Origin of the sequence: Burkholderia sp. BKH01, assembly GCF_025685725.1 — a bacterium.
Classification (GTDB): domain Bacteria; phylum Pseudomonadota; class Gammaproteobacteria; order Burkholderiales; family Burkholderiaceae; genus Burkholderia; species Burkholderia pyrrocinia_C.
In genome coordinates this window covers 34,070-47,374 of sequence record NZ_JAOTQT010000001.1, presented here as the reverse complement: position 1 = coordinate 47,374, position 13,305 = coordinate 34,070, and the positions used below count along the sequence as shown (strand labels likewise).

Annotated in this window: 11 protein-coding genes; 9 read left to right on the top strand and 2 right to left on the bottom strand. The window is 68.2% G+C overall.

Translation table 11 applies throughout. From position 1 onward, the window contains the following. Positions 1-10 precede the first annotated feature (10 nt). From hutC to OEJ37_RS00175, 9 genes are all read left to right on the top strand, one after another. Positions 11-766, top strand: coding sequence for a histidine utilization repressor (gene hutC / locus OEJ37_RS00215; RefSeq protein ID WP_263342781.1), 756 nt, complete (start codon positions 11-13; stop codon positions 764-766). Positions 767-1,380: 614 nt separating this feature from the next. Further along, the gene (locus OEJ37_RS00210; protein ID WP_263342780.1) at positions 1,381-2,883 is read left to right on the top strand and encodes an MFS transporter; all 1,503 of its coding nucleotides are present in this window, start codon (positions 1,381-1,383) and stop codon (positions 2,881-2,883) included. A gap of 9 nt (positions 2,884-2,892) precedes the next feature. Continuing rightward, positions 2,893-3,480 carry a hydrolase gene (locus tag OEJ37_RS00205; RefSeq protein WP_263342779.1) on the top strand — a complete coding sequence of 196 codons (588 nt, stop codon included), beginning with the start codon at positions 2,893-2,895 and terminating at the stop codon, positions 3,478-3,480. A 57-nt stretch (positions 3,481-3,537) separates the two neighbouring features. Next, on the top strand, positions 3,538-4,701 hold the full coding sequence (locus OEJ37_RS00200) for a zinc-binding alcohol dehydrogenase family protein (RefSeq protein ID WP_263342778.1): 1,164 nt from the start codon (positions 3,538-3,540) through the stop codon (positions 4,699-4,701). A 102-nt stretch (positions 4,702-4,803) separates the two neighbouring features. Further along, positions 4,804-6,042: a CaiB/BaiF CoA transferase family protein gene (locus OEJ37_RS00195; RefSeq protein ID WP_263342777.1), complete on the top strand. Its 1,239-nt coding sequence runs from the start codon at positions 4,804-4,806 to the stop codon at positions 6,040-6,042. After that, positions 6,039-6,911: an HpcH/HpaI aldolase/citrate lyase family protein gene (locus OEJ37_RS00190; protein WP_263342776.1), complete on the top strand. Its 873-nt coding sequence runs from the start codon at positions 6,039-6,041 to the stop codon at positions 6,909-6,911. Before OEJ37_RS00195 ends, OEJ37_RS00190 begins: the two co-directional genes overlap by 4 nt. After that, positions 6,908-8,401, top strand: a complete 1,494-nt coding sequence (locus OEJ37_RS00185) for an MmgE/PrpD family protein (RefSeq protein WP_263342775.1) — start codon at positions 6,908-6,910, stop codon at positions 8,399-8,401. The genes OEJ37_RS00190 and OEJ37_RS00185 overlap by 4 nt, the downstream gene beginning before the upstream one ends. Further along, positions 8,398-9,417: a cyclase family protein gene (locus OEJ37_RS00180; protein ID WP_263342774.1), complete on the top strand. Its 1,020-nt coding sequence runs from the start codon at positions 8,398-8,400 to the stop codon at positions 9,415-9,417. Before OEJ37_RS00185 ends, OEJ37_RS00180 begins: the two co-directional genes overlap by 4 nt. Before the next feature lie 295 nt (positions 9,418-9,712). Beyond that, on the top strand, positions 9,713-10,642 hold the full coding sequence (locus OEJ37_RS00175; protein ID WP_175945835.1) for a LysR family transcriptional regulator: 930 nt from the start codon (positions 9,713-9,715) through the stop codon (positions 10,640-10,642). Positions 10,643-10,650: 8 nt separating this feature from the next. On the opposite strand, the gene OEJ37_RS00170 is transcribed toward OEJ37_RS00175, so the two are convergent. Then, positions 10,651-12,129: an MmgE/PrpD family protein gene (locus tag OEJ37_RS00170; RefSeq protein ID WP_263342773.1), complete on the bottom strand. Its 1,479-nt coding sequence runs from the start codon at positions 12,127-12,129 to the stop codon at positions 10,651-10,653. 46 nt (positions 12,130-12,175) lie between these two features. Continuing rightward, positions 12,176-13,258: a porin gene (locus tag OEJ37_RS00165; protein WP_263342772.1), complete on the bottom strand. Its 1,083-nt coding sequence runs from the start codon at positions 13,256-13,258 to the stop codon at positions 12,176-12,178. Positions 13,259-13,305: the final 47 nt, after the last annotated feature.

Sequence of the window (13,305 nt, the reverse complement as noted above, 5' to 3'; positions counted from 1 at the left end):
TCGAGGGCGCATGAACGAAGCGGAACGACAACTTGCCGGCCGGCTGGCCGGCGCACCGGGTGGCGACGTGCCGGCGCGCGCGTTGCCGGCCTACCAGCAGATCAAGCGCTACGTCGTCGAGCGGATCGCGAGCGGCGACTGGAAGCCCGGCGGCGCGATTCCGACCGAGGCCGAACTGGTCAAGGAGTTCGGCGTCGCGCGGATGACGGTGTCGCGCGCGCTGCGCGAGCTGACCACCGAGCGCGTGCTGACCCGGATCCAGGGGGCCGGCACGTTCGTCGAACGTCGGCATTACGAATCGACGGTGCTGGAAATCCGCAACATCGCGGACGAGATCGCTGAGCGCGGCCATCGGCACAGCGCGCGCGTATTGCTGCTCGAAAGCAGCGACGATCAGGAGGCGGTCGAAGCGCTCGGGCTGCGTTCGGGGCCGGTGTTCCATTCGCGCATCGTGCATTACGAGGAAGACGAGCCGATCCAGTTCGAGGATCGTTACGTCAATCCGGCATTGTTTCCCGCGTATCTGGAACAGGACTTCACGGTCGAGACGCCGAATCACTACATGGTGCGGCTCGCGCCGATCCAGCGCGCGGAGTTCCGGAGCTACGCGCAGAAGCCCGACGCGCAGGTGCGCCGGCACCTCGTGATGGAAATCGGCGAGCCGTGCCTGTTGCTCAAGCGCCGCACGTGGGTCGGCGAGCAGGTCGCGACGTCGGTGCGGTTGTGGCATCCGGCGTCGCGGTTTCATCTGGCGGGGAAGGTGTGAGCGTGCAGGCCGCCACCCGGCGGCTCGCCCCGGGCAGCGACATGCGTTCCGTTGAGCGCGCCCCTGCCGAGCCAGGAATTCCAGCGCTTCGCGCCGGCCGGTCGCGGTGCTCACTTTTCAACCGAACGCCTCGAGATCGTCGACCACCCGCATCTGCCCGGCAATCGGGCGCTTGAGCCGGCCGTTCTACGATTCCAGTTCCTCGAGCCGACGCACGTCGGCCACGTCCATACCGCGGAACTCGTCGCCGAACGCGTTCCGCCAACGATGGAACGTCCGTTGTGCCGGTCTAGAGCCATCGCTCTGAATCCCTGTCGCACCGCCGCATAAAACGGTCGCCGGCCGGTGGAAGCACACGGCGCAAATCATTTCGTACGTTCTCGGCAAGATCGGCCGCGCTCCCGGGATATGCCCGTCCGGCAAGGGATACGGCTAGTTTGCCGATGTCGTTCCCGACTCGCCCGGGCCGCTTTCGCGCATCCGGCTCGCGATCTGCATTCAAGCGACGAATGTGTGCATCGCAACAATCCATTTCATTCACGGCAATCGTAACGGTAAGGTGAACGCACGTTCGAATTTGATCGAGTGATGCGAAACCACCACGTGACGATGCCATGAAAACGAATCACGATCGACCTGCGCAAGCAACACCCTCGTCCCCCGGCGGCACGCCGGCAGGCGGCGGCAATGCGCGCGCGGCGGGCCTGCGTCTGCCGAGCAGGCTGGTGGGTCCGATCGTGCTCGGCACGCTGCTCAACGCGCTGAACTCGTCGATGATCGCGGTCGCGCTCGTCAGCATCCAGCAAGCGTTCAACCCGCAGGGCGCCGCGCATGAACGCATCGACACGATGTGGCTCGTGTCGGGCCTCTATCTCGCGACGGCCGTCGGACAGCCGACGATGGGGCGGCTCGCCGATCGCTTCGGCGCGAAGCGGATCTTCTGCATCGGCCTCGCGATCGTATTGATCGCGTCCGCGCTCGCGCCGTTCGCGCCGTCGCTCGGGTGGCTGATCGCGTCGCGCGTCGCGCTCGGCATCGGCACGTCCGCCGCGTATCCGGCCGGCATGGCGATGATCCGCACGTGGTCGCAGCGGCACGCGAACGGCGCGACGCCGACGGGCGGCCTCGGCGCGATCTCGGTCGCGGCGCAGGTGGCCGTCGCATTCGGGCCGCCGCTCGGCGGCGCGCTCGTGCAGTTCGCCGGCTGGCGCGCGATCTTCTGGATCAACCTGCCGATCGTGCTGCTGGCCTTCGTGCTGGCGTGGCTGTGGATTCCGGCCGACGTCGTCCCGCGCGGCGCGCTGGCACGCCGCACGCTGCGGGGCACGCTGATGGAGCTGGACCTGCCGGGCGTCGCGCTGTTCATCGTGACGCTCACGAGCCTGCTGCTGTTCCTGCAATCGGTGTCGCACGAGCCCGACTGGCTGCTGCTCGTCGCGACGCTGGTCCTGTGCCCGCTGCTGGTCCGGCGCGAGCGGCTGGCCGCGACGCCGCTGATCGACATCCGCATGCTGAGCGACAACCGTGCACTCACGAGCACGTACCTGCGCTGCGTCGGCACCTACGCGGTGTTCTACGCGATCTTCTATGCGCTGCCGATGTGGCTGCAGGAGGCCAGGCGCCTGTCCGCCGCCGACGCCGGCCTCGTGATGCTGCCGATCGCCGGAGTCGGCACGGTGGCGACGATGCTCGCGACCCGCATCGCGCACCGTCACGGCTCGCGGCCGGTGCTGATCGTCGGCTCCGCGATGCTGTGCGTCGGCAGCGTCGTGATGAGCCTCCTCACCAGCGCGATGCCGGTCTGGTCGATCGTGCTGCTGTCGATCGTGTTCGGCGTGCCGAACGGCTTCAACAATCTCGGCAACCAGGCAGCGCTCTACCAGAGCGCGCCGCACGACCGGATCGGCACGGCCTCGGGGCTGTATCGCACCGCGCAGTATGTCGGCGGCAGCCTGTCGTTTGCGCTCGTCGGGCTGGCGCTCGGCCATCCCGCGAGCGATCGCGGCCTGCGCGAGCTGGCCATCGTCCTGGCGGTCATCAGCGTGCTGCTGCTGCTCAACGCGGCATCGAGCCGGCACCTCGATGCCGCCGCTTCTTCCATCTCCCAACAGAAGTGAGGTTTCACCATGTCCATTCCGACGCTCAATCGCACGGCCGCGCTGGTCGCAATCGATCTGCAGAACGGCATCGTGTCGCTGCCGGTCGTGCCGTACACCGGCGCACAGGTCGTGGCGAAGACGGTCGAGCTGGCGACCGCGTTCCGCGCGCTGCAGCTTCCCGTCATCTACGTGCACACGAGCTACCGGCCGGACGGCGGCGTGGCGCTGAAGGTCAAGACGGATGCGCCGTCGGCGCCGCCGAATCTCGATCCCGAATGGAGCGCGTTCGCGCCGGCGCTCGGCGTGGGGCCGTCCGACCTCGTCGTGACGAAGCACCAGTGGGGCGCGTTCACCGGCACCGACCTCGACGTGCAGCTACGCCGGCGCGGCATCACGGACATCGTGCTGACGGGGATCGCGACCAACATCGGCGTCGAATCGACGGCGCGCCAGGCATACGAGAACAACTACAACGTGGTCGTCGTCAGCGACGCGGTCAGCACGTCGTCCGCCGACGCGCAGACCTTCGCGCTGACGCAGATCTTCCCGAAGCTCGGGCAGGTCGCCGCGACGGCCGACGTGGAGGCGGCACTGGAGCAGGCGTATTCGCGCTGAACGAAGCGGCGTGTTCGGCGTGCACATTCATACAGAGTCATTTACCGAGGCATGACGATGATCAAGACCGATGCATGGGTTCTCTACGCAGGACCGGAACCGAGCAGGAAGCAGGCGCCCGTGGCTGGCGAGCTGCGTCGCGAGACCTTCGAATTCTCCGATCTGGAAGCCGACGAGGTGCTGGTCGAGCCGCTGTTCGGATCATGGGAAGCGAACCTCGACCACGCGCTGTCGCGCAATCCGGTCGACATCTGCCGGCAGCGCCGCGAGGACAAGATCGTGCTCGGCAACGGTGCGCTGGTGCGCATCGTCGAGCGCGGCAGCGGCGTGAAGACGTTGAAGGAAGGCGAGATCTGCATGGTGATGCCGTTCGGCAAGCGCGACGAATACGGGTTCGCCGAGCTCGTCTACGCGTACGACGCGCCGGGCACGATCGGCGTGATGGCGCAGCGCACCAAGATGCGCGCCGACAACCTCGTCGCGGTGCCGACTGACAGCCGGCATTCGCTGCTGCAATGGGCGACGTACGGCCGCTACTTCACCGCGTGGGACAACTGGAAGGTGGCGTCGGCGTGCTGGCGCTCGCAGCTGCCGGACGTCGATCCGGCCGACTACCTGGTGTTCGGCTGGGGCGGCGGCACGACGCTCGCCGAGCTGCAGCTCGCGAAGCGCGAGGGCTTTCGCGTCGCGATGACGGCGAGCAACGACCGGCGCCTCGAGGAGCTTGCGAAGCTCGGCATCACGCCGGTCGATCGCCGCAAGTTCCCGAATCTCGCGTATGACGACGAGCGCTACAAGACCGATCCCGAATACCAGGCGAGCTATCGCGAGTCGGAGCGCGTGTTCGCAGAGACGATCGCGGAACTGAGCGGCGGCCGCGGCGTCGCGATCTTCCTCGACAACCTCGGCGGCGCACTGTATCGCGCGACGATGCGCGTGGTCGGCCGCACCGGCATCGTCACGACGGTCGGCTGGAAGACCGGGATGCGCCTGTGGAACCTGCGCGCGACGGAATGCATCAACCGCCGCCTGCATATCCACACGCATGCGTGGCGCTACGACGACAGCATCACGATCCGCGACTTCCAGGAAACGAGCGGCTGGATCGGCCAGGAACCGACCGAGATCTTCGATTTCGACGAGGTGCCGAAGCTCGCGTCCGACTACCTGAACGGGAAGATCCAGACGTATTTCCCGATCTACCGGATCAACGCCGTCTGAGCGACAGGTCGCGCGCCGCGCCCGCATCTTTTCAGGTTGATTAGTCATGCAGATGATGTTGGTACGCGGCGCGCCGTGCAATCCATTTGACGGGAGAACGGCATGGCCACTGTGGAAATCGGGGACGTCGACGCCGGCGCGGCGTCGGACGCCTCCAGACCGGCGCCGCTCGACGGCATTCGCGTGATCGACGCCGCGACGCTGTTCGCGGGCCCGCTCGCGGCGACGATGCTCGCGGACTACGGCGCCGACGTGATCAAGGTCGAGCATCCGGACGGCGATCCGGCGCGCAAGTACGGCGCGCGCCGTGACGACGTGCCGTTGTGGTGGAAGGTGCTCGCGCGCAACAAGCGGGCGGTCACGCTGAATCTCGGCACGGCCGACGGCCAGCGGATCTTCCGCGAACTGGCGGCGCAGGCGGACGTGGTCGTCGAGAATTTCCGGCCCGGCACGCTCGAACGCTGGGGGCTCGGCTACGACGTGCTGTCCGCGATCAACCCGCGGCTCGTGCTCGTGCGGGTGACGGGCTTCGGCCAGTTCGGCCCGTATGCGAGCCGGCCGGGCTTCGGTACGCTGGCCGAGGCGATGAGCGGGCTCGCGTCGATCACCGGCGACGCGGACGGGCCGCCGCTGCTGCCGTCGTTTCCGCTTGCCGACACGGTCGCGGGGCTGACCGCCGCGTTTGCGATCATGACCGCGCTGAAGGCGCGCGAGCACACCGGGCGCGGCCAGGTCGTCGATCTCGCGATCATCGAGACGATGCTTGCCGCGATGGGCGCGCAGGTCGCGAGCTACGACCAGACGGGCCGAGTGCCCGAGCGCACCGGCAACCGTTCGCCGAACAATTCGCCGCGCGGCGTCTACCGCACGTCGGACGGCAAGTGGGTCGCGCTGTCGACATCGGCGCACAGCATCGCCGAGCGCGTGATGCGCCTCGTCGGCCGCGCGGACCTGATCGACGAACCGTGGTTCGCGAACGGCGCCGAACGCGCGAAGCATGCGGACGAACTGGATGCGGCGGTCGGCGGCTGGATCGGGCAGCGCACACGCGACGACGTGATCGCCGAATTCGAGCGCGCGCAGGCGGCGGTCGCGCCGATCTACGACGTCGCCGACGTGCTGCGCGATCCGCAGTACGCGGCGCTCGGCTCGATCGTGTCGGTGCCCGACGCGGAGCTCGGCGCGTTCCGCACGCACAACGTGCCGTTCCGGCTGTCCGACACGCCCGGCGCGATCCGCTGGGGCGGGCCTGCGCGCGGCACGCACAACGACGAAGTATTCAGCGCATTGGGACTGGAGCGGCGCGAGATCGCCGATTTGACCGAGCGAGGCATTTTATGAAAACCAGCGCAACTTACCGCAGTTACCTTTACGTGCCCGCGCACAAGGCGCAGGTGGTCGAGAAGGCGTATGCAAGCGAAGCCGATGCCGTCGTGCTCGACCTCGAGGATGCCGTGCCGGCCAGCCACAAGGCCGACGCACGCCAGGCGGCTGCCGCGATTCTCGCGGAAGGTCCGCCGAAGCCGACGTACGTGCGGATCAACCCGATCGGCAGCCCGTGGTGCCGCGACGATGTCGACGCGATCGCGCAGCCCGCGCTGCAGGCGCTGCGCCTGCCGAAATGCGACCTGCCGCAGCAGATCCAGGAAGTCGCGGGCTGGCTCGACGCGCTCGGCTGCGAGGCGGGCATCCAGATCCTGATCGAGTCGGCGTACGGCGTCGAGACGGCTTACCAGCTCGCGACCGCGTCGCCGCGGCTCGAACGGATCGGGCTCGGCGAGAGCGACCTGCGCGCGGACCTGCAGATCGGCGTCGACAACTTCACGCTCGAGGTGTGCCGTGCGCGCTGCGTGGTCGCGTCGCGCGCGGCGGGGCTGAACGGGCCGATCCAGACCGTCTATCACACGCTGCCCGATCTCGACGGGCTGAAGGAATCGACGCTGCGCGCGAAATCGATGGGGTTCGTCGGCCGCTTCGCGATCCATCCGTCGCAGCTTCCGGTGATCAACGAGGTGTTCACGCCGTCCGACGACGAGATCCGCGCGGCCGAGCGCGTGCTCGAGGCGGTCGATGCGGCGGCGGGCAAGGCCTCGGCGTCGTCGGTGTTCGTGCTGCCGGACGGCCGCGTGGTCGCGCCGCCGCTGATCGCCAACGCGCGCGTGACGCTCGCGCTCGCGAACAATCTTCGACTCAGTGGAGCCCTGGCATGAGCACACCCGAGACGCTTTCCGCTCCGGCGGCGGGGGCTGATCCGGCCGCAGCGAGCCGGCCCGCGCTGCCCGACGGCATCGTCGGTGCGCTCGGCCGCTTTGCGGCGGAGGTGCGCGCCGAAGGGCTGGATCGCAGGCTGCGCGTCGAGGCCGCCGCGCGCGTGCTCGACGTGGTCGGCAACAGCCTGATCGCGCACGACGAGCCGGTCGCGCAGTCGGTGCTGCAGGTCGCGCGGCGCTGGGCCGGCGCCGGCCCGGCGAGCGTGATCGGTGCGCCCGACCGGCTGCCGGCCGCGAGCGCCGCGCTGGTCAACGGCACACTCGCGCATGCTATGGATTTCGACGATTCGCACATGCTGTCGGTGCTGCACCCGAGCGCATCCGTGATTCCGGCCGCGCTTGCCGCCGCGCAGGCGAGCGGCGCGTCGGGCGCGGCGCTGCTCGATGCAATTACGGTCGGCACCGAGGTGTGCATCAGGCTCGGGGTCGCCGCGTACAACGAGCGGCTCGGCAATTCGGTGTTCTTCGAGCGCGGCCAGCACGCGACGTCGATCTGCGGCACGGTCGGCGCGGCGGCAGCCGCGGCGATGCTGTTCGGGCTCGACGCCGCGCAGATCGCGGCGGCGCTCGGCATTGCCGCGAGCATGGGCGCGGGCCTGCTCGAAGCGAACCGCACCGGCGGCTCGGTGAAGCGGATCCATTGCGGCTGGGCGGCGCACGCGGGCGTGAGCGCGGCGGAACTGGCAGGCGCGGGCGTGACCGCGCCGCCGACCGCGCTCGAAGGCCGCTTCGGCTTCTTCCACGCGTGGTGCGGCGACCTCGCCGATGTCGACGCGGTGCTGCGCGACCTGGGCGACGAATGGGAGACGAGCCGGATCATCTTCAAGCCGTATCCGTGCAACCACTTCACGCATCCGGGCATCGACGCGGCGCTGCAACTGAAGGCGCAAGGCGTGACGGCGGACGACGTGGTGTCGGCCGAGCTGCGGGTCGCGACGTCGACGCTGCGCACGATCGGCGAGCCGGCGGAGCTGAAGGCGAATCCGCCGAACGGTTATGCGGCAGCGTTCTCGGGGCCGTACACGGTCGCGGCGGCGCTGCTCGGCGGCGGCGGGCTCGGCGTCTGGTTCGACGATTTCGGCGATGCGCTTGCGCAGGACCCCGCACGGCGCGCGCTGGCCGCGAAGGTGCGCTGCGTGGCCGATCCGTGGTGCGACGCACGCTTCCCGACTTTCCTGCCGGCCGTGCTGCGCGTCGAGTTGCGAGACGGGCAAGTACGCGAGGCGCGGATCGAGTCGAGCAAGGGCACGAATTCGCGGCCGCTGACCGAACAGGAGCTCACCGCGAAATTCGTGTTGGCGGCGAGTTCGGCGCTCGGCATGGCGCGCGCGCTCGCGCTGCGCGATGCCGTGCAGGCGCTTGCCGACGATGCGCCGCTCGACGCGCTCGCGGCGCTCACGTCAGGTACTGAAGGAGGGCATCGATCTTGAATGCACCCCGCTGGAAAAAACGGCCGCCCGGCTCGAACTGGGGCGATTTCGGTCCCGACGATCAGAAGGGGCGGCTGAACTGGCTGACGCCGGACAAGGTGCGGCAGGGCACGGCCGAGGTCCGGGAAGGGCTGTCGTTCTCGTTGAGCCTGCCGCTCGATGTGCCGCGCGGCGGCGGGCTGAACGCACGGCGCCGGCCGCCGGCGATCATGCCGGCGCTGCTCGGCGGCAAGCCGTACTTCGGCTATCGCGCTGACGAACAGGTTGCGAACGCAACCGACGTGGTCTGCGACGATTCGTTCTGCATGCACTCGCAGTTCTCGACGCAATGGGACGGCCTGTCGCACGTGGGCGGCCTGTTCGACGCGGACGACGACGGCGTGCCTGAAATCGTGTTCTACAACGGCTTCCGGATGGGTGAGCATCTGCGGGTGCCGCAGGAAGGCGACGCGACGGGCGGCGCGCGCGCGCTCGGCATCGAGGTGATGGCGCAGACGGGCGTGCAGGGGCGCGGCGTGCTGGTCGACCTGCGGCGTCATTTCGGCGACGCGCGCACGAAGGTCGGCTTCGCGCAACTGATGCAGGTGATGGACGCGGACCGCGTGCAGGTCGAGCGCGGCGACATCGTCTGCCTTCACACCGGCTTCGCGGATCTGCTGCTGAACGACGACGGCGGATCGCCGGCGACGGTCGCGAGCGCGTGCGTGCTGGACAGCAGCGATGCGCGGCTGCTGCAATGGATCGACGAATCGGGGCTGGCCGCGCTCGTGGCCGATAACCATGCGATCGAGGAACGTCCGCAGCATGCGCAGCCGCTCGCGCAACCGGGCGCACTGATGCCGTTGCACGAGCTGTGCCTGTTCAAGCTCGGCATTCACCTCGGCGAGCTGTGGCACCTGACGCCGCTCGCGAACTGGCTGTATGCGCACCGCCGGAACCGGTTTCTGCTGACCGCGCCGCCGCTGCATATCCGCGGGCTGGTCGGCGCGCCGGTGAATCCTGTCGCGACCGTTTGAGCGTGCGGGCGGCGGCTGTGGCGGCGGCCGCCCGTACTTTTTTGCAACGCGATCGGCTTGCGCAAAGCGTGAATTCAATTGCCGATTGACAAGGTATTCGGAAGAATCGACTCGAAACGGGCGATTTATAATTTAGAAGCGCAAATAATATCGGCCGTTATCTTAAAACTATCGGCGCGTCAAGATTGGACTATTCTTGTGCATTGCACTAAATATCAGGGGATTACTCCGATTGCGGAATATCGCAATCGTAATCGGAGGCGGTGATTAACCTGTTTAGTGGATGGTCGCAAACATGAATCTACGTTCGATCGATTTGAACTTGCTGGTCATACTCGATGCGCTATTGACGGAGAAACAGGTCACGCGGGCCGGCCAGAAGGTCGGCCTCACGCAGCCGGCCGTCAGCAACGCGCTGGCGCGGCTGCGGTTCGTGTTCAAGGACGAGATCCTGGCGCGCACTGCGGTCGGCATGGAATTGACGCCGCGCGCGCAGGCGCTGGCCATGCCGATTCGACAAATCATGCAACAAATCGAGGAATTATTTGAATCGGATTATCAATTCAATCCTTTTACGTCCGAGCGCCATTTTACGGTGCGCATGTCGGATCTCACCGAATTGCTTTTGCTGCCGTCCCTGCTGCGCTGCATGCGCCTGACCAGCCCGAATATCGGCATGGACGTCGTGCACATGAGCGCCGCCAAGACCGCCGACGCGCTCGAATCGGGGCTGCTCGACCTGGCGGTCAGCGCAGGCCTCGAACATTCGGGCACGCTGTCGTCGCAAATCGTGTTTCATGACCGGATGGTCTGCGTGATGAGCCGCAGCCATCCGGACGCGGGCAGGCCGCTGACGCTCGAACGGTTCCTCGCGCTCGACTTCCTCAACGTGACGATCAACCCGGTCGACCACAGCCTGGTCGACAACCTGCTCGCGAACATGAACTGCACGCGGCGCATCGCGCTCAACGTGCCGCACTGGCTCGTCGTGCCGAACATGCTGGATGCACTGCCGTACGCGGTGATCATGTCGGAGCGGCATGCGGTGAGCCTCGACGATGCGCGGCTCGTGATCCGCGAGCTGCCGCTCGCGATGGAGCCCGTCGCGTGGTCGCTGTACTGGCACCGCCGCTACGACGGCAGCAACGCGCACGCGTGGCTGCGCGGCCGCATCGTCGAGGTCGCGGAGGCGCTCGAACGGCACGGCGTCGCGGCGGAGGCTTAAGGGGCCGTTCACGCGGGCCGGCCGACGACGAGCAGCGGCGGCAGCGCGGCGGCGTCGGGCTGCTCGTCGAGCCGCCACAGGTAATCGAGCGCAGTGCGGATCTGCGTCGGGCTCCAGTGCCGCCGGCAGTTCTTCGTGAACTTCGCGTCGTAGTCGTCGCGCCGCATCGGCCGCGTCGGCGAGCCGGGCAGGTCGTCCACCTGCTTCGCGCAGGTCGTGCCGTCGTCGCACACGGCCGTCACCCGGTTCGGCGCCTGCGCCGGATAGCGGGCGGTCAGCGCCGGGTCTTCGTGCACCGTGATCCGCTCGATCAGCGCGCGCAGCGCCGGATCGCGCAGCGCATCGTGCCGGTAGCTCTCGGTCGTGATGTCGCCGTCGAGCATCGCGCGCGCGACGATGTACGGCAGGCTGTGATCGGCGGTCTCGTGGGTCGACGGCGCCCATTTTTCGCGGTCGCGGCCGGCCGTCACGTAACCGACTTCGGTCGTGTGGATCTCGATGCGCCGAATACGGCGCAGGTCGCCGACCTGCGCGGCGACGTCGAGCGCGGCCGGAATCGCGGTTTGCGTGAGCCCTTGCGCGGGATAGAACTTCACGAAGCACTTGCCGATCCGGAACGCGCCGCCGCGCCCGCCGAATTCGCGCGTGTCGACGGCGAACGGCCCGGATACCTGCGGAAAGAACCCCGCCATGCCTTCGAAGATCGGTGACGGGCCGGTCAGCCCGGCGCGCGCGAGCTGCGTCGAGAACACCGCGTTGCGCGCCGCGTCCGCATCGGCGAGCGCCTTCCAGTTCGACAGCTGCTGGACGCGCGTCTGGTTCAGAGCGAGATGGCTGTTGATCGACAGGTTCACCGCCTGCACCAGCTGCGGCGCGGGCATGCGCATCAGCTTGCCCGCGGCGAGCGCGACGGCGGGCAGGCTGTAGCACGTGTGGTCCCAGCCGCGCGGGCTGATCGCGGCGGCGTCCATCAGCCGGCACGCGATCTCGTACGCGATCGCGATCGACAGGATCAGGTCGCGGCCGTTCGCATGCTGCGCTTCGGCGACGGCGAGGCACGCGGACATGTTGTCGCTCGGATGGCCGGTCTCCTTGCTGGCGTACGCGTCGTTGAAATCGTAGTAGCGCAGCGCGGTGCCGGTCGCGAACGCGGCGAGATCGGGGCTCGTGCGCCGGTTCGTGCCGACGATCGTCGACACACCGCCCGGCGACGCGAGCGCCGCGTCGCGCGCGATCCGCACCGGGCGTTCGTCGTGTGCGGCGATCGCGCAGCCGAGCGCATCGATCAGATGCGCCTTGATCGTCTCGATCGTTGCGGCGTCGAGGTCGCGATACTGCAGCCCGGCCGCGTAGTCGGCGAGCTGTTGCGCGAGATCCGGGCGGCCGGTGATGACGCCGGCGGCCGGCAGCGCGCCGGCGCGGGCATGGGCGAGCGGCAGCGCGAGTGCCGCGCCGGTCAGCGTGGAAAGGAAGTGGCGTCGGTGCATGGTGAGAGGACTCCGAAGGTTCCTGAAACTGGGGGGAGAGGCGAATTCAGAACAGCTTGCGCAGGCCGAGTGCTGCGCCCGCGCTGCCGGCGCGGTCGGCGGCCAGCGAGTAGTGGAGGAAGTTGTAGTTGTAATTGTCGAAATCGAGCGCCGCGCGGCGCGCGTAGCCTCCCGCCAGGTACAGCGTGACGGCTTTCGACAGGAAGTAGTTCAGCTGCAGCGTGACCTGCTGCGGGTTGGCCGGGTGCGGCGCGGGCGTCTGCGCGTTCGGCGGATTCTGTGCGCGGATGTCCTCGTAATAGAACGCGCCGATCGCTTGCAGGAAAGGGGTGATCGCGTAGCGCACGCCGGCCCACCAGAACGTGTAGTTCGTCACGACCGACGGTGCGGCAACACCGCTCTGGCCGTGCGTGACGCCGGCCAGCAGCTGCGCGCGGTCGACGGACACGATCGCGGCGGCGGCGTAGCGGCGGAAATGCGCGAAGCCGCCCGGCTGCGGCGTGTTGACGTTGTCGAACGCGGCGGCGACCGAGAATGCGCCGCCGGCATAGTCGAAGCCGGCGCCGTAGGCGGCGTTCGACTGGAACGCGCCGGGCGTGCCGCCGAACGAATAGTGCGTTTCGAGCGTCAGCGAGCCGATCTTCGCCAGGTACTTGGCGACGTTGTTCTCGCGGAAGTTGACGCCGACAATCGCGCCGGCCGGCTCGTACAGCGTCGAGTACGCACCCGTCGGCGAATAGCGTTCCATCACGTCGAACAGCGTCGAGTACTGGTGGCCGAGCCGCAGCGCGCCCCAGCGCTCGTGCTGCAGCCCGACCCACGCGGAGCGGTCGAAGCCGCCCGCGCCGGTGCCGGTACCGTTGTTCAGGTTGATGCCGCTTTCGAGCCGGAACGCGGCCTGCCAGCCGCCGCCGAGTTCCTCGACGCCCTTCAGGCCCCAGCGCGAGCCGCTCTTGCCGCCCGACGCCATCCGCACGAGCGATGCCGACGACTTGTCGCCGGGCGCGGCCTGGTGGGTGAGGAATTCCGTATAGATGTCGGCCACGCCATACAGCGTGATCGTGCTCTGCGCGCAGGCGCCGGCCGATATGAGGCCCAGTCCGCACAGTGCGGACATTCGCTTGCCCATGGCTTGTCTCCTTCCAGGGTTTGTTATTTATTTGAATGCGGCGCCAC

Coding starts and splice junctions, on each gene's coding strand:
- hutC (WP_263342781.1), top strand. CDS start 11: ATGAACGAAGCGGAACGACAACTTGCCGGCCGGCTGGCCGGCGCACCG.
- OEJ37_RS00210 (WP_263342780.1), top strand. CDS start 1,381: ATGAAAACGAATCACGATCGACCTGCGCAAGCAACACCCTCGTCCCCC.
- OEJ37_RS00205 (WP_263342779.1), top strand. CDS start 2,893: ATGTCCATTCCGACGCTCAATCGCACGGCCGCGCTGGTCGCAATCGAT.
- OEJ37_RS00200 (WP_263342778.1), top strand. CDS start 3,538: ATGATCAAGACCGATGCATGGGTTCTCTACGCAGGACCGGAACCGAGC.
- OEJ37_RS00195 (WP_263342777.1), top strand. CDS start 4,804: ATGGCCACTGTGGAAATCGGGGACGTCGACGCCGGCGCGGCGTCGGAC.
- OEJ37_RS00190 (WP_263342776.1), top strand. CDS start 6,039: ATGAAAACCAGCGCAACTTACCGCAGTTACCTTTACGTGCCCGCGCAC.
- OEJ37_RS00185 (WP_263342775.1), top strand. CDS start 6,908: ATGAGCACACCCGAGACGCTTTCCGCTCCGGCGGCGGGGGCTGATCCG.
- OEJ37_RS00175 (WP_175945835.1), top strand. CDS start 9,713: ATGAATCTACGTTCGATCGATTTGAACTTGCTGGTCATACTCGATGCG.
- OEJ37_RS00170 (WP_263342773.1), bottom strand. CDS start 12,129: ATGCACCGACGCCACTTCCTTTCCACGCTGACCGGCGCGGCACTCGCG.
- OEJ37_RS00165 (WP_263342772.1), bottom strand. CDS start 13,258: ATGGGCAAGCGAATGTCCGCACTGTGCGGACTGGGCCTCATATCGGCC.